This is a genomic window from Xanthobacter aminoxidans (assembly GCF_023571765.1).
Classification (GTDB): domain Bacteria; phylum Pseudomonadota; class Alphaproteobacteria; order Rhizobiales; family Xanthobacteraceae; genus Xanthobacter; species Xanthobacter aminoxidans.
In genome coordinates, this window is the sequence record NZ_JAMJXC010000004.1 from 384,040 (window position 1) to 404,917 (window position 20,878).

Annotated in this window: 23 protein-coding genes; 9 read left to right on the forward strand and 14 right to left on the reverse strand. The window is 68.7% G+C overall.

What is annotated here, in order from left to right; genetic code table 11:
* Positions 1 to 33 precede the first annotated feature (33 nt).
* The 5 genes from EJ105_RS09510 (at position 34) to EJ105_RS09530 (ending at position 5,539) form a co-directional block, all read left to right on the forward strand.
* The gene (locus EJ105_RS09510) at positions 34 to 1,509 is read left to right on the forward strand and encodes a cryptochrome/photolyase family protein (RefSeq protein WP_250166125.1); all 1,476 of its coding nucleotides are present in this window, start codon (positions 34 to 36) and stop codon (positions 1,507 to 1,509) included.
* Between the two features lie 124 nt (positions 1,510 to 1,633).
* Positions 1,634 to 2,662: a cysteine synthase A gene (locus EJ105_RS09515; RefSeq protein ID WP_029558173.1), complete on the forward strand. Its 1,029-nt coding sequence runs from the start codon at positions 1,634 to 1,636 to the stop codon at positions 2,660 to 2,662.
* 66 nt (positions 2,663 to 2,728) lie between these two features.
* Entirely contained in the window at positions 2,729 to 3,601 is an 873-nt protein-coding gene (sseA, locus tag EJ105_RS09520) for a 3-mercaptopyruvate sulfurtransferase (RefSeq protein WP_250166126.1), read from the forward strand.
* Positions 3,602 to 3,925: 324 nt separating this feature from the next.
* A complete protein-coding gene (locus EJ105_RS09525) occupies positions 3,926 to 4,489 on the forward strand; it encodes an LbetaH domain-containing protein (RefSeq protein ID WP_038194763.1) in 564 nt (187 codons plus the stop codon).
* 39 nt (positions 4,490 to 4,528) lie between these two features.
* Positions 4,529 to 5,539: an NAD-dependent epimerase/dehydratase family protein gene (locus tag EJ105_RS09530; protein WP_250166127.1), complete on the forward strand. Its 1,011-nt coding sequence runs from the start codon at positions 4,529 to 4,531 to the stop codon at positions 5,537 to 5,539.
* A 146-nt stretch (positions 5,540 to 5,685) separates the two neighbouring features.
* Here EJ105_RS09530 and EJ105_RS09535 read toward each other — a convergent pair whose 3' ends face one another.
* The 3 genes from EJ105_RS09535 to EJ105_RS09545 form a co-directional block, all read right to left on the reverse strand.
* Complete coding sequence (locus EJ105_RS09535; RefSeq protein WP_081837692.1) at positions 5,686 to 6,243, reverse strand: HNH endonuclease; 558 nt, start codon at positions 6,241 to 6,243, stop codon at positions 5,686 to 5,688.
* A gap of 160 nt (positions 6,244 to 6,403) precedes the next feature.
* A complete protein-coding gene (locus EJ105_RS09540) occupies positions 6,404 to 7,108 on the reverse strand; it encodes an alpha/beta hydrolase (RefSeq protein WP_250166128.1) in 705 nt (234 codons plus the stop codon).
* Between the two features lie 13 nt (positions 7,109 to 7,121).
* Positions 7,122 to 7,772 (reverse strand): DNA-3-methyladenine glycosylase family protein, encoded by a 651-nt coding sequence (locus EJ105_RS09545; RefSeq protein WP_250166129.1) that lies wholly within the window; start codon positions 7,770 to 7,772, stop codon positions 7,122 to 7,124.
* A 57-nt stretch (positions 7,773 to 7,829) separates the two neighbouring features.
* Here EJ105_RS09545 and gluQRS point away from each other — a divergent pair, with 57 nt between their 5' ends.
* Positions 7,830 to 8,750, forward strand: coding sequence for a tRNA glutamyl-Q(34) synthetase GluQRS (gluQRS, locus tag EJ105_RS09550; RefSeq protein WP_250166130.1), 921 nt, complete (start codon positions 7,830 to 7,832; stop codon positions 8,748 to 8,750).
* On the opposite strand, the gene EJ105_RS09555 is transcribed toward gluQRS, so the two are convergent.
* The 3 genes from EJ105_RS09555 to rpoZ form a co-directional block, all read right to left on the reverse strand.
* Positions 8,729 to 9,670 (reverse strand): AEC family transporter, encoded by a 942-nt coding sequence (locus EJ105_RS09555; RefSeq protein WP_250166131.1) that lies wholly within the window; start codon positions 9,668 to 9,670, stop codon positions 8,729 to 8,731. The genes gluQRS and EJ105_RS09555 overlap by 22 nt on opposite strands.
* 11 nt (positions 9,671 to 9,681) lie before the next feature.
* Positions 9,682 to 9,999: a hypothetical protein gene (locus EJ105_RS09560; RefSeq protein WP_250166132.1), complete on the reverse strand. Its 318-nt coding sequence runs from the start codon at positions 9,997 to 9,999 to the stop codon at positions 9,682 to 9,684.
* 346 nt (positions 10,000 to 10,345) lie between these two features.
* Complete coding sequence (gene rpoZ / locus EJ105_RS09565) at positions 10,346 to 10,735, reverse strand: DNA-directed RNA polymerase subunit omega (protein ID WP_024279425.1); 390 nt, start codon at positions 10,733 to 10,735, stop codon at positions 10,346 to 10,348.
* A 215-nt stretch (positions 10,736 to 10,950) separates the two neighbouring features.
* Between rpoZ and EJ105_RS09570 the strand changes: the two genes are divergently transcribed.
* Both EJ105_RS09570 and EJ105_RS09575 read left to right on the forward strand, forming a co-directional pair.
* Positions 10,951 to 11,559, forward strand: coding sequence for a LabA-like NYN domain-containing protein (locus tag EJ105_RS09570; protein WP_029558161.1), 609 nt, complete (start codon positions 10,951 to 10,953; stop codon positions 11,557 to 11,559).
* A 20-nt stretch (positions 11,560 to 11,579) separates the two neighbouring features.
* Complete coding sequence (locus tag EJ105_RS09575) at positions 11,580 to 12,236, forward strand: uracil-DNA glycosylase (RefSeq protein ID WP_250166133.1); 657 nt, start codon at positions 11,580 to 11,582, stop codon at positions 12,234 to 12,236.
* Positions 12,237 to 12,268: 32 nt separating this feature from the next.
* On the opposite strand, the gene EJ105_RS09580 is transcribed toward EJ105_RS09575, so the two are convergent.
* From EJ105_RS09580 to dapA, 6 genes are read right to left on the reverse strand one after another with little or no spacing between them, the layout of a single operon-like run.
* The gene (locus EJ105_RS09580; protein ID WP_250166134.1) at positions 12,269 to 12,841 is read right to left on the reverse strand and encodes a peroxiredoxin; all 573 of its coding nucleotides are present in this window, start codon (positions 12,839 to 12,841) and stop codon (positions 12,269 to 12,271) included.
* A complete protein-coding gene (locus EJ105_RS09585; RefSeq protein WP_250166135.1) occupies positions 12,838 to 13,242 on the reverse strand; it encodes a VOC family protein in 405 nt (134 codons plus the stop codon). The genes EJ105_RS09580 and EJ105_RS09585 overlap by 4 nt, the downstream gene beginning before the upstream one ends.
* Before the next feature lie 13 nt (positions 13,243 to 13,255).
* Positions 13,256 to 13,732 (reverse strand): SsrA-binding protein SmpB, encoded by a 477-nt coding sequence (smpB, locus tag EJ105_RS09590; protein WP_250166136.1) that lies wholly within the window; start codon positions 13,730 to 13,732, stop codon positions 13,256 to 13,258.
* A complete protein-coding gene (locus EJ105_RS28075) occupies positions 13,729 to 14,043 on the reverse strand; it encodes a type II toxin-antitoxin system RelE/ParE family toxin (RefSeq protein ID WP_394041831.1) in 315 nt (104 codons plus the stop codon). Before EJ105_RS28075 ends, smpB begins: the two co-directional genes overlap by 4 nt.
* On the reverse strand, positions 14,022 to 14,270 hold the full coding sequence (locus tag EJ105_RS09595; protein WP_250166137.1) for a hypothetical protein: 249 nt from the start codon (positions 14,268 to 14,270) through the stop codon (positions 14,022 to 14,024). The genes EJ105_RS28075 and EJ105_RS09595 overlap by 22 nt, the downstream gene beginning before the upstream one ends.
* Before the next feature lie 24 nt (positions 14,271 to 14,294).
* On the reverse strand, positions 14,295 to 15,194 hold the full coding sequence (gene dapA, locus EJ105_RS09600) for a 4-hydroxy-tetrahydrodipicolinate synthase (RefSeq protein WP_155982317.1): 900 nt from the start codon (positions 15,192 to 15,194) through the stop codon (positions 14,295 to 14,297).
* A 372-nt stretch (positions 15,195 to 15,566) separates the two neighbouring features.
* On the opposite strand from dapA, the gene EJ105_RS09605 reads away from it, so the two are divergent.
* On the forward strand, positions 15,567 to 17,894 hold the full coding sequence (locus EJ105_RS09605) for a lytic transglycosylase domain-containing protein (RefSeq protein WP_250166138.1): 2,328 nt from the start codon (positions 15,567 to 15,569) through the stop codon (positions 17,892 to 17,894).
* A gap of 7 nt (positions 17,895 to 17,901) precedes the next feature.
* On the opposite strand, the gene EJ105_RS28080 is transcribed toward EJ105_RS09605, so the two are convergent.
* Positions 17,902 to 18,540: a hypothetical protein gene (locus EJ105_RS28080; RefSeq protein ID WP_394041834.1), complete on the reverse strand. Its 639-nt coding sequence runs from the start codon at positions 18,538 to 18,540 to the stop codon at positions 17,902 to 17,904.
* A gap of 97 nt (positions 18,541 to 18,637) precedes the next feature.
* Positions 18,638 to 20,830: an OmpA family protein gene (locus EJ105_RS27995; protein WP_250166139.1), complete on the reverse strand. Its 2,193-nt coding sequence runs from the start codon at positions 20,828 to 20,830 to the stop codon at positions 18,638 to 18,640.
* Between the last annotated feature and the right edge of the window lie 48 nt (positions 20,831 to 20,878).

Genomic DNA, 20,878 nt, shown 5'->3' on the forward strand with positions numbered 1-20,878 from the left:
CTCCTGGGTCCCGTCCGCGTAGGAAGGTGCGTCATGACAGCCGCTCCATCCCTCCTGTGGTTCCGAGACGATCTGCGCCTCGCCGATAACCCGGCGCTGAACGCCCTCGCCGAGGCCGGCGCGCCCATCGCCGCGCTCTATGTCCTGGATGAGGACAGCCCGCATATCCGCCCGCTCGGCGGCGCCGCCCGCTGGTGGCTCGCCCAATCCCTGCGGGCGCTCAGGGCCGACCTCTCCCATCACGGCATTCCCCTGATCCTGCGGCAGGGGCCGGCCACCCGCATCGTGCCGGAGATGGCTGCCGCGCTCGGCGCCGCCACCGTCGCCTTCAACGACCGGGCGGGCGAGGCCGAGGGCAAGCTGGACCGGGCCATCACCGCCCGGCTCGCGGCCGAGGATCGCCGCGTGCTGCGCTTCTGCGCCCACCTGCTGCATCCGCCCGGAACGGTGCTGGGCGGATCGGGGCGCATGCCGCGCACCTTCTCCTCTTTCCATCGTGCGGCCCTGCGCGAGCGCGATCTCTCCCCGCCCCTACCCGCTCCGAAGCACCTCAAGGGCGTGGCCCGCGCGCCGGAGGGCGACACGCTGGAGAGCTTCGCGCTGGAGCCCGAAAAGCCGGACTGGGCCAGCGGGCTCCGTGCCGCATGGAACGTGGGCGAGGCGGCGGCGCGGCAGCGGCTTTCCGCCTTCATCGACGACGGACTTAAAGGCTACGCCACGGGCCGCGACCGACCGGACCTCGACCACGTCTCCCGCCTGTCCCCGCATCTCAGGTTCGGCGAAATTTCCCCCCGCCAGATCCTCTTCGCCGTCCGCCACGTGGTGGACGCGGGCGCGGTGCCGGGCAGCGACGCAGCCAAGTTCGAGGCTGAACTCTACTGGCGGGAATTTTCCTACCATCTCCTCGCCGAGGAGCCGGACATCGCCCGGCGCAACATCCAGCCGAGCTTCGACGCCTTCCCCTGGCGCGAGTGCTCCGGCGAATTGAAGGCGTGGCGGCGCGGCCTGACCGGCTATCCGCTGGTGGACGCGGGCATGCGCCAGCTCTGGCAGACGGGCTGGATGCACAATCGGGTGCGGATGGTGGTGGCCTCCTTCCTCGCCAAGCACCTGCTCATCGACTGGCGCGCCGGCGAAGACTGGTTCTGGGACACGCTGGTGGACGCAGACGCCGCCAACAATGCTGCCTCGTGGCAATGGGTGGCCGGCTCCGGCCTCGATGCCGCGCCCTATTTCCGCATCTTCAATCCGGTGATGCAGGGCGAGAAATTCGATCCCGACGGCACCTATGTGCGCACTTATGTGCCCGAGCTGAAGCGCCTGCCGGCGAAGCTCATCCACCACCCGTGGACCGCCCCGCAGGATACCCTCGCCGCCGCAGGCATCAGGCTCGGCCACACCTATCCCAAGCCCCTCGTGGACCACGCCGCCGCCCGTGACCGCGCCCTGCGCGCCTTCGAGCATCTGCGGCACGCGGCCCCCACAGAGGCGCGCGCGGCCGCCCGCTGACGCCTCTTCCCGGCGCAATCCCATGCGTTTGCGCCGGCCTGCCAACGCCGCTATTGAGGGGAGACGCGCGCCGAGGCAGCATAAGGCCCATTAAATTTCACATTGCGATGAAGGTATTTCTTCCATGATCCGTAACGGCCTTGTGGACTCCATCGGAAACACACCCCTTATCCGTCTGAAGCGGGCCTCCGAGGAGACCGGCTGCGACATCCTCGGCAAGGCGGAGTTCCTCAATCCCGGCCAGTCGGTGAAGGACCGCGCGGCGCTCGGCATCATCCAGGATGCGGTGGCCCGCGGCGAGCTGAAGCCCGGCGGGGTGATCGTGGAAGGCACGGCCGGCAATACGGGAATCGGCCTCGCGCTGGTGGCCGCGCCGCTCGGCTTCCGCACCGTGATCGTCATTCCCGAGACCCAGTCCCAGGAAAAGAAGGACATGCTGCGGCTCGCCGGCGCGACGCTGGTGGAAGTGCCGGCCGTCGCCTACGCCAACCCCAACAATTACGTGAAGGTCTCCGGCCGCCTCGCCGAGGCGCTGGCCAAGACCGAGCCGAACGGTGCCATCTGGGCCAACCAGTTTGACAACGTGGCCAACCGGCAGGCCCATATCGACACCACGGGCCCGGAAATCTGGGAGCAGACGCAGGGCAAGGTGGACGGCTTCATCTGCGCCGTGGGCACCGGCGGCACGCTGGCCGGCATCGGCATGGCGCTGAAGGCGCGCAACAAGGACATCAAGATCGGCCTCGCCGATCCCATGGGCGCCGCGCTCTATTCCTATTACACGACCGGTGAGCTGAAGGCCGAGGGCTCCTCCATCACCGAGGGCATCGGGCAGGGGCGCATCACCGCCAACCTCGTCGACGCGCCGGTGGATGCCGCCTTCCAGATCCCGGACGAGGAAGCACTGCCTGTCGTATTCGACCTGCTGGAGCACGAGGGCCTGTGCCTCGGCGGCTCGTCGGGTGTGAACGTCGCCGGCGCCATCCGCCTCGCGAAGGAGCTGGGGCCGGGCCACACCATCGTGACCATCCTCTGCGACTACGGCACGCGCTACCAGTCGAAGTTGTTCAACCCCGAGTTCCTGCGCTCCAAGAACCTGCCGGTGCCGGAATGGCTGGAGCGCAAGGCCGAGGTGCCGAACGTCCTCGTCTGACGGCTTGACGCGGGGCGCGTTCCAGCCGAGGAAACCGCGCCCCGCCCGAACGCGAGCGAGATCGTCATGAGCACTGCGTCCGAGACTACCCTGCCGGTGGACACCCCTGAGAGCCCGTTCGTCTCCACCGAGTGGCTCGCGGCCAATCTCGGCGCGCCGGACCTCGTGGTGGTGGACGCCTCCTGGCACATGCCCGCTTCGGGCCGCAGCGGCGCCAAGGAATATCTCGCCGAGCACATTCCCGGCGCGGTGCATTTCGACATCGACACCATCGCCGACCACTCCACGCCCCTGCCCCACATGCTGCCGGACGCGCACAGCTTCGCGGTAGCCGTGGGGGCGCTGGGCATCGGCGACGGCCTGCGCATCGTGGTCTATGATTCCGTCGGCCTGTTCTCCGCGCCGCGTGTGTGGTGGACCTTCCGCGCCTTCGGCGCGGGCGACGTGAAGCTGCTGGATGGCGGCCTGCCCAAGTGGAAGGCCGAAGGCCGCCCGCTGGAGGATGGCCCGGTGCGCCGCCTGCCGGCGAGCTTCACCCCGCGCTTCGACCATTCCCTCGTCGCCGACATCGAGCGGGTGGATCAGGCACTCAAGACCGGTTCGGCGCAGGTGCTCGACGCCCGCCAGGACACCCGCTTCCGCGGCGAGGCGCCGGAGCCGCGCGAGGGCCTGCCCTCCGGCCACATGCCTGGAAGTTTCAACCTGCCGCACGGCCTCATCGTGAAGGACGGCCGCCTCGTGCCGCCGGCCGAGCTGCGCAAGGCCATCGACGGCTCCGGCCTCGATCTCGCGCGCCCGGTCATCACCTCGTGCGGCTCCGGCGTCTCCGCCGCCATCCTCTGGGTGGCGCTGGAAATGGTCGGGAAAGCCCCCCTCGCCCTCTATGACGGCTCGTGGACGGAATGGGGCGCGAGCGGCAAGGAGATCGCCGTCGGCTGACGGCGCGCGACCTGGAACGGGGCCGCGCCTGCGGCAGCGTGGGCACTGCAAAAGGATTTGCGGTGCAGCGCAAAAATGGTATCTCATCTCATACGTTTGAATGAGGTGAGCTGCCTTGGCGTCCGCAGGAACCGAGGATCGTGAGCGCCGGTTTCGGCGCCGGCCCTCCTTGCAACGTGTCGTCGACGGATCGTCTCAGGATGATCGACGTCGCTTCGAAACGATCAGCAGCGCCTCAGGCTCCGCCTCGATATCCGTGACGCCGTAATGCGCGGCAAAGCCGCGGCACCCGAGATTGGCTCCCTGTCGGAAGATTTGCCCGCCATGTCGATTCTTGATGCGAAGCAGTCGTCGTCGGTCTTCGGCAAACCGAGCTTCTCGCTCTCGCACCGCATCCACCGGGCGGTGTGGAATGTGACGTGGCTCCTTCTGGCCTCGTGGACGCCGCCGCCGCTCCATGCCTGGCGTCGTTTCCTGCTGCGGCTGTTCGGCGCCAAGATCGCGCCAGGCGCGCGCATCTACGGCTCGACCAAGGTCTGGTATCCGCCCAACCTCACCATGGGACGGCACTCCGTCATCGGCTGGGGCACCCTCGTCTACACCCAGGACAAGGTGGAGCTTGAGGAGTTCGCCAACGTGGCCCAGCGCTGCCACCTGTGCACCGGCTCCCACGACATCGACGATCCCGACTTCCAGCTCATCACGCGCCCGATCCTGATCCGCCGCCACGCCTGGGTCGCCTCCGACGCCTTTGTCGGACCGGGGGTCACCATGGAGGAAGGCGCGGTTCTCGGCGGGCGGGGTGTCGCCTTCAAGTCGCTCGCCGCCTGGACCGTCTACGGCGGCAACCCGGCCCGCGAAATCCGCAAGCGCAGGCCGGTCGCCTGAGGCCCCGTCTCCCGAAATATCCGGTTGGAGTTCATTGCGATGTCGAATGATCGCCGTCTGCTAATTACGGGTGGATCCGGGTTCATCGGGTCTGAACTGGCACGCCTCGCCGGCGAGGCTGGCTTCGAGATCGTGAACCTCGACATCAAGCCGCCTGTTGCGGCTGCACAGAAGCCGATGTGGCGCCAGCTCGACGTGCGCGACGCCGACGCGGTCCGCCGCGCGGTCCTGGAGGCTCAGCCGAGCCACATCGCTCACCTCGCCAGCGATATCGACGTCAACATCAAGCACCTGAACGAATTCAAGACCACCATCGACGGCACCCGCAACGTGCTGGCCGCGGCCGAGGCCCTGCCCGGCCTCAAGCGCTTCCTGCACACGTCCACCCAGTATGTGGTGCGCCCCGGCGTGGTGCCGAAGTCGGAAACCGACTATGTGCCCTACACCGTCTACGGCGAGGCGAAGACCGAGACCGAGCGGCTGGTGCGTGCGAGCAAGGTCGGCGATTGGATCATCGCCCGTCCGACCGTGATCTGGGGTCCCGGCCATCCGTCCTTCGCCCAGCAGATCTGGCGCCGCATGGCCGAGGGGCGCTATCGCCACCCGGCGACCGCCAAGCCGCTTATGCGCGGCTACGGCTATGTCACCAACACCGCCTGGCAGATGCTCAAGCTGCTGGAGGCACCGCGCCCGAGCCTGTCCCACACTGTCTATTATCTCGGCGACGGCATGATCGAGTACGGCGCCTGGGCCGATGCCTTCTGCGTGCCGCTCACCGGACGCCCGGCCAAGCGCCTGCGCACGGAGGGTCTCTGGGCACTGGGCGCCATCGGCTCGGCCATGCGCGCTGCGGGACTGCCGGCCCCTTACGACATGGGTCGCTATTTCCGCATGACCACCCCCGGCCCGACCGACTTCGGGCCCATCAACGGGGTGGCAAACCCGCTCCAGGTCTCCTTCGACGAGGGCGTCGCTCGCACGCTGGTCTGGCTGCGCGAGGTGGATCCGGTGCTGTTCGCCGGCGACAAGGCGGCACGGCAGGCGGCCTGACCGCGCGGAAGACCCGGCGGAGTGGCATCGTCTCCGCCGGCCGTGGACGGAGCGCCCAGCTGCCCGACGCGGGTTTCGGCATGGCCGTGTCCGCGTTTGCGGTATCTCAGTCAGGCGCGCTGATGTGAGGGGCGAGGCGATATCGCCTAGGGATCGAGCTCGGTATCCCAGTAGAGATAATCCAGCCAGCTCTCATGCAGGTAGTTCGGCGGGAAGTGCCGGCCGTTCTGGTGGAGATCGTGGACGGACGGCTGGAAGGGCGTCTGGGCGGGCCACATCCCCGCGTCCGCCGGCATATGGCCGCCCTTGCGCAGATTGCACGGGGAGCAGGCGGCGACCACATTCTCCCAGGTCGTCTGGCCTCCCTTCGAGCGTGGAATCACGTGGTCGAAGGTGAGATCCTCGCGGGAGCCGCAATATTGGCAGGAGAAGCGGTCGCGCAGGAAGACGTTGAAGCGGGTGAAGGCGGGCTGCCGGGTCGGCTTCACGAAGGTGCGCAGTGAAACGACGCTGGGCAGCCGGATTTCAAAGCCCGGACTTCGCACCGCCTTGTCGTAATATTCGACGATGTTCACCCGGTCGAGAAAGACCGCCTTGATGGCATCCTGCCAACTCCAGACCGACAGCGGGTAATAGCTCAACGGGCGGTAGTCCGCGTTGAGCACGAGCGCTGGCCAGGCACCTGGTGACAAAGCAGTGGTCAAGGACCGAACTCCTCGTCTTCGCACCCGAATCGCGCCTGACGATCCCGGTACGCGGCGGATACTCTATATGCTCCGTGTCACTGTTGTGAAGCCGAGGCCAAACCACGGCCATTTCCGGGCATTTACTCGCGCCACCACCGCGCCTGCTTCTGTTACCGTCTCAGCGCGGCTTTGCTGCGAGGAACTCGGCGAGGAAGGCGCCGCCATGGGCGAGGCCGCCATCGTCGATGCCGTGCCCGAGCCCCTGACTGAGGTGCCATTCCACCGGCACGCCGGCATCTGCGAGGCCGCGGGCGGAGGCAAACAGGGCCTGGGCCGGTATCACCTCGTCCTCCGTGCCGTGCACCAGAAGGATGGGCGGGCGCGTGCGGAGTTGCAGGTCGCGCGGCACCCCGCCCGCCGCCTCCACCCACAGACCCGAATAGGCGACCACGGCGGCCGGTGCTACGGCGGCGGTGGTCGCGATCTTCAGCGCCATCATCGCGCCCTGGCTGAAACCGACCAGCGCCAGCCGCGACGGCGGCAGATCGTATTTCGCCAGTTCCACCTCCAGGAATGCAGCCAGCACGGGCGCCGCGGCCTCGGCGCCACGGGCCAGTTCGTGGGGATCACGGAAGCTCAGCGGGAACCACTGCCGGCCAACCGGCGCGCCCTCGCAGGGGTCGGGGGCGTGGGGCGAGATGAAAGCGGTGCCGGGCAGCAGGTCGGCCCAGGCGTTGCCGAGGTCGATGAGGTCGCGCCCGTCCGCGCCATAGCCGTGCAGCAGCACGACGAGGCTGTCAGGCGCGCCACCATGGCGCGGGCGCAGGCGCGGGCCGTCGAGAATGGGCTCGTCGAGGGAAACGCCGTCGAGGGGAAAGGACATGGGCACGCTCTTCTCAGGCCGGGGCGCCGAGGCGGGCGCGCCGCGCACCATAATACGCCCACAGCAGATGAGCCGCCACGCCACGCAGCGGCCGCCAATCCTCGGCGATGGCGCGCAGGCCGAGGGGCGTGCAGCGGCCGCCCAGCTCGAACGCATCGCCCATCGCCACCTGGAGCGCGAGGTCGCCATGGGGAAAGGCATCGGCGCGGCCGAGACAGAACAGGAGGTAGATATCGGCGGTCCAAAGCCCGATGCCGGGCAGCCGCGTCATCACCTCGGCCGCGGCATCCGCCTCCATGCGCGCCACGGCCTCAAGGTCCACTTCGCCTTCCGCGAGCGCGCGGGCGATGCCGGTGAGGGTGCGGATCTTCGGTGCGGACAGGCCGGCCCCGCGCAATGTCTCCACCGGCGCGGCCAGCATGGCCTCCACCGTGGGCGTCCCGCCCATCGCGGCCTCGAACCGCGCGGAGATGGCCCGCGCCGAGGCGACCGACAATTGCTGGGCGATCACCACCGCGCACAGGCCGGCAAATCCGGGCGGCCGGCGGCGCAGGGCCGGGCGCCCGGCCACCTCCGCCACAGGAACGAGGCGATCATCAAGCTCCAGCAGTTGCGCGAAGGCGCGGTCGAACACGCCTTGGTCGGTGAGCCGCGGCTCCTTCATCACGCAAACCCACAGGCTTGTCTGTCACAACGGGATATCGCTCTAATAGCGGACGCCATGCCCCAGCCTCCCCTTCCCTTCGTCTGCCGCTTCGCGCCGAGCCCCAACGGCCGGCTGCATCTCGGCCACGCCTTCTCGGCGCTGGTGAATGCCGAGGCGGCGGCCCGCACGGGCGGCACCTTCCTGCTGCGCATGGAGGACATCGACACCACCCGCTGTCGACCCGAATTCGAACAGGGCATCCTCGATGACCTCGCCTGGCTCGGCATCGTGCCCGCCGCACCGCCGCGGCGCCAGTCCGAGCACTTCGCGGACTATGCCAAAGCAATGGCGCGGCTGGAGGCCATGGGCCTCGTCTATCCCGCCTTCGAGAGCCGCTCCGACATCGCGCGCGCCGTGATCGAGGCCGAGGCGAAGGAGGGGCGCCCGGCCCCACGGGACCCGGATGGAGCGCCGCTCTATCCCTTCCAGCGCTCAGGGCTGTCCGATGGGGAGCGCGCACAGCGGCGGGCGGCGGGCGAGCCTTATGTGCTGCGGCTGGACATGGCTGCGGCGATGGAGGCTATCGGCAGTGGGCCGCTCTTCTGGCCGGAAGCCCGGGATCTGCCGGAAGGCCCGGCCGCCCCGGCGCCGGCCGATCCGGCGCAGTGGGGCGACGTGGTGCTGGCGCGGCGGGACGTGCCGACGTCCTATCACCTGTCAGTGGTGGTGGACGACGCGCTGCAGGGCATCACCCGGGTCATCCGCGGCATGGACCTGTTTCACGCCACCTCGGTCCACGTTCTGCTGCAGCGGCTGCTTGGCCTTGCGACGCCGGTCTATCACCACCACCGGCTGATCCTCGACGGCAGCGGCCACAAGCTCTCCAAGAGCAATTCGGCCACCAGCCTCCTCGCGCTCAGAAACTGCGGCGCGACACCAGAGGACATCCGCGCGCGACTGGGGCTCGATCCGCTTCAGCCGACCCCAAGGATGTAGAGCCAGAACGCCACGGTGACCACCGCGAGCCCGGTGGAGAGCGAGACTGCGCTGGTGGAGGTGGCCACCCCCACACCATAGCGCTGCGCCAAAAGATAGCCGTTGACGCCGCTCGGCATGGCCGCGAACAGCACCGCCACGCCGGCCCACACCGGCGGCATGCTGAAGACCATGGTGAGCGCGAACACCGCCGCCGGATGGACGATGAGCTTCAGGAAGCTGATGAGCGCCGAGGGCAGGAGATCGCCCCCCGCCATGCCGTAGCGCTTCAGCGACAGACCGAGGGAGATGAGCGCGCAGGGTGTCGCGGCGGCGGAGAGAAGGTCGATCATCTGCTTCGGCACGCCCACGGCCTGGATGCCCACCACCTTGGCCAGCGCCCCGGCATAGATGCCGAGCAGAATGGGGTTGAAGGCGAGCGCCTTGCCGAGCCGCATCATGGTCGCGCGGGAAAAGCCGTGGCTGCCCTCCAGCATCACGGTAGCGGCCACCAGCATCACCGGCAGGTGGATGGCGATGAGCAGGAACAGCGGCACCGCTCCCGCTTCGCCATAGGCCTTCAGGATCAACGGCACGCCGACGAACACAGTGTTGGCCTGGCCCGCGGCGAAGCCGTGGATGACCGCTTCCTGCCGCCCCCGCCCGAACAGCCGCTCCGCCGCCACCATGGCGATGGCGAACACGAAGAAGGCGCCGGCGAAATAGGCGATCCAGTAGCCCCACGGCTGGGCCTCGGGCAGCTTCGATTCGGTCAGCGTCTTGAAGATGAGGACCGGCACAGACAGGCTGAACACGAACTCCGCCAGCCCATCCGTCGCCCGTTCGCTGACGAGGCCGACCCGGGCGGAGATGTAGCCGACCAGCACCATGCCGAACACCGGCAGGACGATGACAGAAATGTCCGCAAGCGTGCTGAGCATGGCCGTTTCCGTCAGGCCGCCCGCATCTGCGCCGTCTGCTCGGCGGTCGTGAGGTCCGCCGTGCGGACGCCCACCATGACGCCGAGCCTCTGGCCGAGGCGTACGGCGACGGCCTCCTCCGCGGCGAATGCGATGGTGACGCTGAGCGTGTCTTCGTCCGTCCGGCAGTCGACGCGGCTGGGCAGGACGTCGTGGATCACGAACGGCTCCAGCAAGCGCAGCAGCAGGTTGGTTTCCGGCTCGGCCGCGACGGCGAGGCGAAACGAGGACTGTTGCGGACGGACAGGGGAGGAGCCGTCGCGATGAGCGGCGGGTTCACGGCTGGACATGGGGGACGATCCGGACTGATGCGGGCCTTGCCGCGCAATTCTCTGGGCAGTCACCTGATGGGCCTGCCCCGGCGGAGGATCGCGCCGCGGCCGTCGACGGCCTCAGGCGCGCAAGTCTACCCGGCCGACAGGGTCGACCGGGCGAGGAATTCGCCGAAGGGCCGGAAGGTGGGCCGGCATATGGCATCCGGAACGAAGCATGGCGCGAACGTTAGGCTCCTCGGAAGGGACCGTCAACCGATGGGCAAATCGTTTTAGCCGCGAAATGCCAGCGAACGGAGATCCAAAACGCAAACGGCCGGGCAGTGCCCGGCCGCGAACGCTGGGTCCGTCGCCGAAACGGCGATCAGCCCTCGTCGTCGTCGTTGTGCTCGGGCGGCACGAGGCCCTGGAGGCCGGCGAGCAGTTCTTCCTCGGTCATGCGGTCGAGCATGACGTCGCTGTCCTCGCCACCGGAGCTGTCGCTGGACGCGATGAGCGGCACGGCCTCGGGCTCGGGCTCATCCACCTCGGTGTATTTCTGCAGCGAGTGGATGAGGTCTTCCTTGAGATCCTCGGGGCTCACGGTCTCGTCGGCGATCTCGCGCAGGGCGACGACAGGGTTCTTGTCGTTGTCCCGGTCGATGGTGATCTGCTGGCCGGACGAGATCATGCGCGCGCGGTGGGCGGCGAGCAGAACCAGCTCGAACCGGTTGTCCACCTTGTCGATGCAGTCTTCTACGGTGACACGGGCCATCGGCTCGTCACTCCCTTATGCGCGATGCGCACAGAATACAGGCCTTGAGAAGAGGGCGTCGATACAGCAATTCGGCCAAAGGGGCAACCCCGCCGGCCAAGCGCCGCGCCTTTTTCGCTTGCCTTGAACGGTTCTTCGTCGGAGAAAGGCGACAGGACGACGTGGTTTGCAGCCGTTCCCGTTCTGCCCTTCCCATTCCATCGGCGGACCTTTGTATGCAGGGCCAGGAAAAGATCGCTCTTCTCATTGATGGCGCCAACCTTTATTCCGCGACCAAGGCGTTGGGCTTCGATATCGACTACAAGCGGCTCCTCAAGGAATTCCAGAGCCGCGGATACCTCCTTCGCGCGTTCTACTACACGACGCTGATCGAGGATCAGGAATATTCCTCCATCCGGCCGCTGCTCGATTGGCTGGACTACAACGGCTATTCGGTGGTCACCAAGCTTGCCCGCGAGTTCACGGACGCGCAGGGCCGGCGCCGCGTGCGCGGCAACATGGACATCGAGATCGCCGTGGACGCCATGGAGCTCGCCGAGCACGTGGACCACATCGTGCTGTTCTCCGGCGACGGCGACTTCCGCTCGCTGGTGGAGGCGCTGCAGCGCAAGGGCGTGCGGGTTTCGGTGGTGTCCACCATCTCCACCCAGCCGCCGCTGATCGCGGATGACCTGCGCCGTCAGGCGGACGTCTTCATCGATCTGGTGGACCTCCAGCCCAAGATCGGCCGCGACCCGTCCGAGCGGCAGGGCCGGATGCAGGAGACGCCCCGCTTCCTCGAGCGGCGCAGCGCCACGACCGCGGCCGGCGACGGCAACGACTGACGCCGCCCGTGCCCGCCAAGATGGCTGCCAAAGCGGCCGCCGCTGCCCCGGCATCCGAGCCGGGGCGCGACTGCCCGCTGTGCCCGCGCCTCGTGGACTTCCGCGAGGAATGGCGGGCGAATGAACCCGCATGGCACAATGCGCCCGTGCCTGCCTTCGGGCCGGTCGACGCGCCGCTGCTGATCGTCGGCCTCGCGCCGGGCCTGCGGGGTGCCAATCGCACGGGCCGCCCGTTCACCGGCGACTATGCCGGCGACCTGCTCTACGCGACGCTGATCGAATACGGCTTCGCGCGTGGCCCCTATGCGGCGCACCCGGAAGATGGCCTGACCCTCACCGGCGCGCGCATCGTCAATGCCGTGCGCTGCGTGCCGCCCCAGAACAAGCCGACGCCCGAGGAAATCCGCACCTGCCGGCGCTTCCTCTCGGCCGCCATCGCCGAAATGCCGGCGCTCCGGGCCATCGTCACGCTGGGCAAGATCGCCCACGATTCGACCCTTGCCGCGCTCGGCCAGAAGGCCTCGCGGCTCAAGTTCGGCCATGGCGTCTCGGACGAGGTGGGCAGCGTGCGGCTGTTCGCGAGCTACCACTGCTCGCGCTACAACACGAACACCGGCGTGCTGACGCCCGAGATGTTCCGCTCCGTCTTTTCCGCCGTCCGCGCGAACCTGGGCTGAGTTTCCTGGGCTGAGCTGCCTGGGCTGAGCGCTCAGCCCTGCCGCCCCCGGCGCAAATGAGCCAGCACGTCGGCCGCGTTCCGGTCCGGCGGGAACACCGGATAGAAGACGTGGCTGATGGCGCCCTCCTCGATGATGAGGGTAATGCGCTTCAGCAGCTTCGCGCCCTCCACCTCGAAGGTCGGCAGGCGGATGGCCGTGGTCAGCTCATGCCGATGATCGGAGAGCAGCGGGAACGGCAAATGGAGCCGATCCACCGCCTCGCGCTGATAGTCGCTGTCCTGCAGCGACAGGCCGAACACATGCTCCACGCCGGCGTCCCGCAGATCGGCGAAGTGGTCGCGGAAGGCGCAGGACTGGGGCGTGCAGCCGCGCGCGCCGGGAATGGCGTCCCAGCCCTCCGGCAAGGGCTGGCCGGGCACGCCCGTACGCGGATAGGCATAGACCACCGTCAGGCCGGAAAGGCCGGACAGATCGATGTGCCGGCCGTCCGTCGCGGGGAGGTTGATGATGGGCAGCTCCAGCCCCGGCAGGTGCGCGGCGAGGCCGTCGTCTTCCGGCGACGGGAGGTCATCGGGCAGGCTGGTGTAGCCGGAAGTGCTCATGACGCGTCCCCCTGAGAGGTTTCGTAGGAGATGAATTCGAGCAGCGACCCGTCCGGATCGCGGAAATAGACGCTGGTGCCGTGGCCACGGGCACCAAATCGACGCACCGGGCCGAGTTCGGGCGTGATGCCATGGGCGGCGAGGTGCGCCACGGCCTCCGCGATCGGGCCATCCCAGCGGAAACACAGATCGGAATTGCCCGGCTGCACCGGCAGACGCGCCACCGGCACCGGATCGACGCCCGGCCCATGCAGGTTCAGCTGGCGGTCCCCGAAGCGGTAGGCGAAGCCCGTGCCCACCGTCACCACCTCCGCGCCGAGGATGGACGCATAGAAGGCGTTGGAGCGGGCGAAATCGCTCACATGGACGACGCAATGGTCGAAGGCGATCTTGCCCGGCATGACGCCCCTTCCCTCACCCACGCTCGCGCATCAGGCGCGCCTTGTCGCGCGCCCAGTCGCGTTCCTTGGAGGCCTCGCGCTTGTCGTGCGCCTTGCGGCCCTTGGCCAGCGCCAGCTCCACCTTGGCGCGACCGCGATCGTTGAAATAGATCTTGGTCGCCACCACCGTCATGCCCTCGCGCTCCACGGCCTGCCCGAGCTTGGCGATCTGCCGCTTGTGCAGAAGCAGCTTCCGTGGCCGGCGAGTCTCGTGGTTGAAGCGGTTGGCTTCCAGATATTCGGGGATATAGGCGTTGTAGAGCCACATCTCGCCCTCCTTCTGGGCGGCGTAGCTCTCGCCGATGGTCGCCTTGCCGTTGCGCAGGCTCTTCACCTCGGTGCCGGTGAGGGAGATGCCGGCCTCGAACGTCTCGCCCAGCTCGAAATCGAAGCGGGCGCGCCGGTTGTCGGCGGCGATCTTGCGGGGGGCTACGGTCTTCTTGGATGTCATGATGGGCCAATATAGCCAGGGTCTCGCACCATATGCACGATGGAAGCGACGGAGATCACGTTCCGCTCCGCGTCCACGCTGTACGCAATGAGATAGGGATAGCCGCGAACCGGAAACAGCCTCGCGGGTTTGATTTCGCCCGGGCGTCCTATGAAAGGCGACGCCGAGAGGAGAACCAATGTTCTTCGGATGGCCGAGCCGACCCTGCGCCGCCCTTGCGGTGACTGACGCTCCAGATAGGCGAGGATTGCCGCAAGATCCTGCTGCGCCGCCGGCGTGAGCCTGACTTTCACCGCCCGAACTGCCGCCACATCTCCTCGACCTCTTCCTCGGGCACGAACTCACCCCTGCGCGCCTGCTCGAGACCGAGGCGCACTTGCGCCACCTGCTCCGGCGTCAGCCGATAGTTCGCGGCGTCGTCATCCTGCTCGTGCGCGAGGTCTTGGGCCAGAGCGAGAAGCAGGGCCGCGGCGCGGTCCTGCTCGGCGTCGGGCAGCTTGCGGATTTCCGCTATGGCTTCATCCAGCAACTTGGTCATGGGCGAAGCATAGCAGATGCCGCCTCAGTTGATGAGGCCGGCCTGCACCATGGCGCTGCGCACCACGGCGCGAGTGGTCTCGGAAACCGGCACCATGGGGAGGCGCGCCTCCTCGCTCATCTTGCCGAGGAGCGAGAGGGCATACTTGGTGGGCGCCGGATTGGTCTCCACGAACAGCGCCGTGTGCAGCGGCATCAGCTTGTCCTGGATCGCCAGAGCCGCCTTGAAGTCACCGGCGAGGCAGGCCAGCTGGAACTCCGAGCACAGGCGCGGCGCGACGTTGGAGGCAACCGAGATGCAGCCGTGGCCGCCATGGGCCATGAAGCCGAGGGCGGTCGCATCCTCGCCCGAGAGCTGGATGAAGTCCGGCCCCAGCACCTGCCGCTGCAGCGACACGCGGGTCATGGAGGCGGTGGCATCCTTCACGCCGGCGATGTTCTTGATCTCGAACAGCCGGGCCATGGTCTCGACCGACATGTCGATCACCGAGCGGCTCGGGATGTTGTAGATGAAGATCGGCAGGTCCACGGCGTCGGCGATCGCCTTGAAGTGGCGATAGAGGCCTTCCTGCGTGGGCTTGTTGTAGTAGGGCGTCACCACGAGGAGCGCGTCGGCGCCGACCTTCTGGGCATGCTCGGCCAGCGCGACCGCCTCGGCGGTGTTGTTGGAGCCCGCGCCGGCCATGACCGGAACGCGGCCGGCGGCCTGCTCCACGGTCCATTCCACCACGCGGTTGTGCTCCTCATGGGAGACGGTGGGGCTTTCGCCCGTGGTGCCGACCGGGACGAGGCCGTGCGTCCCCTCGGATATCTGCCAGTCCACGAAGGCACGGAACGCCTTCTCGTCCAGCGCGCCGTCGCGGAACGGGGTGACGAGGGCGGTGAACGAGCCGCGGAAACGGGACGCAGACGGGATGGGCGACATGGCGAACGCCTTGGGTTCCTGGGAGCTTGTGGTTGGCCGGGACCTGCCGCGAACGACCGGCCCGGCGCCGCGCCGGCTCGGGAGAGCGGCGGGTGCGGACCTTGACCCTTATCCTTTTGCCGCCCGGCCGGAAAGGGGGATGCGCTGCGACGATCGTTGCCATGAGGGCAAAATGCCCTTCGGGAATGGTAGCAAGCTGCCGCAAGGGGGTAGCCTGCGGCAGATTTGCCCCGGAGCAACCGCCAAGGTCCCGAAAGCCGTGGTTTCGCCCGGTTTTCGGACTTCATTGAGGTTAGGGTTTCGTCAACGCCGGTGGCCGAACATGCGGGTGGGGGAATACGCCACCACAGCCCGCGCCCGCGAGGAAGCTTCATGTCGTCTGTCTCGAGCCTGATGTCCGTGGGCGCGCTTGCGCTCGCCCTCGCCTGGAGCGGGGCGATGCCGGCGGTTGCGGAATCCGCGCCGACACCCCCGGCCAAGCCGTCCGCGTCCGCCTCCAAGGATTCGAAGTCGACCGACGCCAAGTCGAAGGATGCCCACGCCAAGGACGCGAAATCCAAGGACAGCAAGACGGCTGATTCCAAGGCCAAGGATGCCAAGGCGAAGGACGCCAAGTCCAAGGACACGAAGTCCAAGGATGCGAAGTCGGCCACGCCGGCCAAGCCCGCCACGGCCACAAAGCCCGCGGCGAGCAAGAGCGCGTCCACCAAACCGTCCGCCGGCAAGCCCGCTGCGGCACGCGTCGCGCCCACTGTGCATCAGCCTGCGCCGACGGTCGGCGCGTCGTCCAGCATCCCCGGCGGCGATCTCGCCGCGTTGAAGGTCGCGGTGAACGCCGCCCGCAACGGCCGCGCCGCCGAGGCCATGGGGGCGGCCCAGCAGCTCGACGATCCGGTGGCGCGCACGCTGGTGACATGGCTTGTCATCCGGCACGCGCCGAACGATCTCGGCTTCAACGCCATCAACGAATTCATCCAGGAAAAGCCGGGCTGGCCAACCCAGTCCACCCTGCGCCGTCGCGCCGAGCGCGTGCTGTTCCAGGAAAACAAGGACCCGGCGAAGGCGCAGGCCTTCTTCGCCGATCAGGCGCCCCTGTCCGGCGAGGGCAAGGTGGCGCTCGCGCGCTATCTCGTCTCCATCGGCAAGCGGCAAGACGCGGCCGAGTGGGTGCGCGACGCCTGGCGCAACGACGAGCTGAACGAGCTCTTCGAGAGCAAGATCATCGACGAGTTCTCCGGCTTCCTGACCCGCGCCGACCACAAGCTGAGGGCCGACCACTTCAGCTACAAGCCGGACACCGACCGCGCCCTGCGCGCCGCCGCGCGCGCCGGCAGCGACATCTTGGCGCTCACCAAGGCCCGCATGGCGATCGCGCGCAAGGAGGCGAACGGCGAGAAGCTGCTCGGCCTCGTGCCGTTCACGCTGTCGAGCGACCCCGCCTATCTCTTCGCCAAGTCCCAGCTGCTGCGCCGGGCCGACAAGCCTCAGGAAGCGGCGCGGGCCCTGCTCGCCGGCTCCAGCTCCGATCAGGTGCTGGCGGACCCGGACGAATGGTGGATCGAACGCCGCCTCGTCGCGCGTGAGCTGCTCGATGCCGGCGATTTCCAGACCGCCTACAAGGTCGCCGCCACCGGTGTGCCGCCGCAGGCCGACAACTACCGCGCCGAGCAGCAGTGGACCGCCGGCTGGATCGCCCTGCGCTTCCTGAAGGACCCGAGCCGGGCCGCCCAGCATTTCGCCAAGGTCGATGACGACCAGAAGCATCCCATCACGCTGTCGCGCGCCTATTACTGGCAGGCCCGCGCGGCGGAGGCTATGGGTGATCGTGGCCGGGCCAATGCCGGCTATCAGGCGGCAGCCAAATTCCCGGCGACCTATTACGGCCAGCTCTCGCGCACCAAGCTCGGCATGGCCCCTGTGGTGCTGCGCGGGGCGCCCTCCCCGTCCTTCGGCGCGCGCGACACCTTCGCCCGCCTGGAGCCGGTCAAGGCGATCCGGATGCTCTATGCCGTGGGCGCGCGCGACATCCCGCTGACCATCTATTACGACCTCGCCTGGCGGATGGAGGATTCGAGCCAGCTCGCCATGCTCGCAACCCTCGCCGAATCCAACAACGATCCGCGCGGCGCGCTGGTGGTGGGCAAAGAGGGGCTTGCCGAGGGCCATCCGCTGGAGGCCGAGGCCTTTCCGACGTTCGGCCTGCCCAACTACAGCCCCATCGGCGACCCGGTGGACAAGGCGGCGGTCTATGCCATCGCCCGGCAGGAGAGCCAGTTCAACCCGGCAACCTATTCCAGCGCCAAGGCCATGGGCCTGATGCAGGTGACGCCCGAAGCCGGACGGCAGGTGGCCAAGGTCACGGGCGTTTCCTATGACGAGCGCCGGCTCATGAGCGACCAGTCCTACAATGTGCAGTTCGGCGCCGCCGAGCTGGGCGAGCTGGTGGCGCAATATGGCGGCAACTACGTGCTGGCCTTCGCCGCCTATAACGCCGGGCGCGGCAGCGTCGCCAAGTGGATCGCCCGCTACGGCGACCCGCGCGACCCGGACGTGGACGTGGTGGACTGGGTGGAGTGCATCCCCTTCTCCGAGACCCGCAACTACGTGCAGCGGGTGATGGAGAACTACCAAGTCTACAAGGTGCGCTTCAACATCCCGAGCAAGCTCCAGATGGAAGCGGACCTGCGCGGCGGGCGCTGAGCCCCTCTCACCGCCGCCGACGCGGCGGCGGTGCTCCCCCCTCAAGAATGGCCTTCGCCTGGCCCATCCAGTCCTCGCGCTCGATGCGGCCGGGGAAGGCGAGATAGCTGCCGACCCAGGCGGCCTCTTCCGGCGTCCATGCGGCGATCTGCCGAAGATGGAAGATGCCGATCTCGTTGAGCCGCTGCTCGTTCTGCGGGCCGATGCCCTTCAATTGCTTGAGATCGTCCGCCCCCTCGCCCTCCGGCGCGTCGAGGGCGGGCGGGCGCACCCCCGGCAGGCTCTCCGGCGGCCGCCGCCGGGCGCGCGGAGCGGGGCGGGCCGGCGATTGCGTGGCCGGAGGCGGCGGCTCGTCTTCCTCCTCTTCATCCAGAGGCGGCACCGCATTCATGTCGGCGATGCCGAGCCGCGCGAACAGGTCCTGCTGGGGCGAGGGCGCGGGCTCGACCAGGACAGGCGGTTCCGGCTGGGGCTGAGGCGCGGCAGGACTGGACCGACGCTCCACGACGGCGGGAGGTGGCAGGACTTCGGCCTGCACCGGTGGTTCGGCTGGACGGTGCTTGCGGCCGAGGCGATAGCCGACCGCCAGCGCGGCAGCGAAGACGAGGGTGAGGAGCAGAGCCACCTCGATGGCAAAGGCGGTCATGGCCGGCTCCCCCCATTCCGCCCCAGCGCGTAGCCGGTGGCGAGGCCGATCGCGGCCGCGCCGATCACGTAAGGCCAAAGAGCGATGGCGAGATAGATCATGGCGCGCGCTCCTTCACCTCGATCTCGATGCGCCGGTTCAGCGCCCTGCCCGCCTCGGTATCGTTCGGCGCCACCGGCTGGCCGGAGCCGAGCCCTGCCGCCGTCAGCCGGTCGGAGGCTATGCCTTCCGCGCCAAGGGCGGCGACCACAGCCTTCGCCCGCGCCTCCGACAGACGCAGATTGGCTGCTCCATCGCCAACGCCGTCCGTATGGCCGGACACACGCACCAGACTGTCCGGGCATCGCTTCAGCACGGCGGCGATACGATCCACGAGGCCGCGGCTCAGGGCATCGATGTCCGCAGTGGCGCCGACGAAACGGACCGTTCCCCGCGACAACAGCTCGCCGACCAGCCGGCCGCATTCCGCGACGCTCACCGGCGGGGCGGGCGGGGCGAGCTGGAGCGCCGTCTCGATCACGAACGGCGGCCGGGCCGCGCGCTTGAGCGCGGCCTCCACCTCTCCGCCCACGGTTGCGTCGAGCACCGTTCCGCTCAGGCGCATCTGTGCATCGGCGACGCTCAGTTCGCCGGAGGAAAGACGGGACAGTTGCGCGAGCCCGGCGAGCACCGCGTCGCGGAAGCCGGACGGCGCTCCGCCGCCGACCGCCGACACGTCATTGACCTTCTCGCGCAGGAAATCGCGCTCCAGCGCGGTCTTGATGGCGACGTGGGCCGCCTCATCCGGATAGAAGCCGGAGACGGTCAGCTCGCCGCCCTCCCGCCGCACCGAGAAGACGTAAGGCGAGATGGACGGCGGCCGCACGCCCCTGGCATCGACCGTGACGCCGGCCGGCGGCGTGCGTACCGCCTGCACCACGGCGAGATAGCCCGCGGAATCGGCCGCCTCGCCCGACAGCACCATCCGCGTGCCCGTCACCTCGGCCGAGCCGGCATGCATCCGGGCGAGCTGGGCGACGGCAAAGCTGGCGGCGCTCGCCCACACCTCGGGCGCCGGACCGCCAGAGGCGAGTTGCAGATCGTCGGCGACCGGCATGCCCTGAAAGCCCGAACGCGCGGCATCCAGCAGCAGGCGGCGGGCCTCTTCGGACGGCGCGAAGCCGGAAAGCTGCACCTGCTCGGGGTTGCGCTCGATCTGCCAGGTAAACGGGGAGGCGCGCGGCGGCTCGACCGCGAAGCGCACGATCTGGAAGCCCTCGGGCGGTTGCCGGCGCAGCGTGAGGAGGATGTCGAAGGAGGTGAAACTGGGCGCGACGCCCTCGATCGAAAGGGTCGAATCGGAGAGCGTCACCCGGCCCTCCGGAAGCTGGGCCAGGGCCGAGCCGGCAAAGCGCACCGCCCGCATCCAGAGCTCCGCGCTCGGCGCGCCGTCGGCGAGCAAAGTGTCGTCCTTGATGCCGATGCCCGGCACGGTCGAGGACAAAGCCTTCGCCACTTCGGCCCGCGCCTCGGCCGAGGGAACGTAGCCGCTGAGCCGCAGCACCGTGCCATCGCGCACCGCCGACCACAGGAACGGGGCAGCGACCGGCGGGCGCACCTCGAAGCGCGCGAGCACCATGCCGCCGGGCAGCGGGCCGTGCAGGGTCTGGGCCAGTTCGTCATAGCTCGCGAGGTCGCGCGCCCGCCCCTCCAGCGCAATCGCGCCATCCGACAGGGTGAGCCGACCGGACGGCAGGCGCTTCAGCTGGCCGAGACCGAAGATGACCAGCGCGGCGAAATCACCGGGCGGTGCACCGCGGGCCCGCACCAGCCGGTTCTGCCCGGTCACCTGGTCCCCGCCACTGCGGGCAGCCGCGACGATCCGCACCAGGCCATCGGCGGAGGGAACGTAGCCATCAACGGCGATCGTGCGTCCGTCCTTCACCGCGCTGAAGGTGAAGGGGTGCCGTTCCGGCAGCAGGGTGGTTACGTCACGCACCACGCGGACGCCGAACAGGCCTTCCAGCGAAGCGCGCACCTTGGTCCGCGCCTCCTCGGCGAGGGCCTCGCCCTCCAAGGTGGCATCGCGGCCCTGAAAGCGGGCCGAAGCCCAGGATTCGCCCGTCCGCGCGAGAACGTCGCGCGCCGCCGAATCGAGGTCGGCCTGGATAGGCCCGCGGCCGAACAGGATGGCGAAGACCGTGAGCGTGGCGAGGGCTGCGAGGCCGGCCGCCAGAGGCCACAGGCGTCGCCAGATCCCGCCCCGGCGCGGCTGGACCTGCCGGGGCCCGTCCTCGCCCGCTCTTTTCACCTCGCCTTGCCGCACCACGCACACCCCGCTGTCCGCCCCACTCTCGGG

Bases quoted from the DNA above. Each gene is read 5' to 3' on its own strand.
- EJ105_RS09580 (WP_250166134.1), bottom strand. From the start codon at position 12,841: ATGAGCACTTCCGGCTACACCAGCCTGCCCGATGACCTCCCGTCGCCG.
- gluQRS (WP_250166130.1), top strand. From the start codon at position 7,830: ATGCCCCAGCCTCCCCTTCCCTTCGTCTGCCGCTTCGCGCCGAGCCCC.
- EJ105_RS09510 (WP_250166125.1), top strand. From the start codon at position 34: ATGACAGCCGCTCCATCCCTCCTGTGGTTCCGAGACGATCTGCGCCTC.
- EJ105_RS09605 (WP_250166138.1), top strand. From the start codon at position 15,567: ATGTCGTCTGTCTCGAGCCTGATGTCCGTGGGCGCGCTTGCGCTCGCC.
- EJ105_RS09560 (WP_250166132.1), bottom strand. From the start codon at position 9,999: ATGTCCAGCCGTGAACCCGCCGCTCATCGCGACGGCTCCTCCCCTGTC.
- EJ105_RS09515 (WP_029558173.1), top strand. From the start codon at position 1,634: ATGATCCGTAACGGCCTTGTGGACTCCATCGGAAACACACCCCTTATC.
- EJ105_RS09545 (WP_250166129.1), bottom strand. From the start codon at position 7,772: ATGAAGGAGCCGCGGCTCACCGACCAAGGCGTGTTCGACCGCGCCTTC.
- EJ105_RS09525 (WP_038194763.1), top strand. From the start codon at position 3,926: ATGTCGATTCTTGATGCGAAGCAGTCGTCGTCGGTCTTCGGCAAACCG.
- EJ105_RS09585 (WP_250166135.1), bottom strand. From the start codon at position 13,242: ATGCCGGGCAAGATCGCCTTCGACCATTGCGTCGTCCATGTGAGCGAT.
- EJ105_RS09595 (WP_250166137.1), bottom strand. From the start codon at position 14,270: ATGACCAAGTTGCTGGATGAAGCCATAGCGGAAATCCGCAAGCTGCCC.
- EJ105_RS09570 (WP_029558161.1), top strand. From the start codon at position 10,951: ATGCAGGGCCAGGAAAAGATCGCTCTTCTCATTGATGGCGCCAACCTT.
- EJ105_RS09540 (WP_250166128.1), bottom strand. From the start codon at position 7,108: ATGTCCTTTCCCCTCGACGGCGTTTCCCTCGACGAGCCCATTCTCGAC.
- sseA (WP_250166126.1), top strand. From the start codon at position 2,729: ATGAGCACTGCGTCCGAGACTACCCTGCCGGTGGACACCCCTGAGAGC.
- EJ105_RS09555 (WP_250166131.1), bottom strand. From the start codon at position 9,670: ATGCTCAGCACGCTTGCGGACATTTCTGTCATCGTCCTGCCGGTGTTC.
- dapA (WP_155982317.1), bottom strand. From the start codon at position 15,194: ATGTCGCCCATCCCGTCTGCGTCCCGTTTCCGCGGCTCGTTCACCGCC.
- EJ105_RS09575 (WP_250166133.1), top strand. From the start codon at position 11,580: ATGGCTGCCAAAGCGGCCGCCGCTGCCCCGGCATCCGAGCCGGGGCGC.
- rpoZ (WP_024279425.1), bottom strand. From the start codon at position 10,735: ATGGCCCGTGTCACCGTAGAAGACTGCATCGACAAGGTGGACAACCGG.
- smpB (WP_250166136.1), bottom strand. From the start codon at position 13,732: ATGACATCCAAGAAGACCGTAGCCCCCCGCAAGATCGCCGCCGACAAC.
- EJ105_RS09530 (WP_250166127.1), top strand. From the start codon at position 4,529: ATGTCGAATGATCGCCGTCTGCTAATTACGGGTGGATCCGGGTTCATC.
- EJ105_RS28080 (WP_394041834.1), bottom strand. From the start codon at position 18,540: ATGACCGCCTTTGCCATCGAGGTGGCTCTGCTCCTCACCCTCGTCTTC.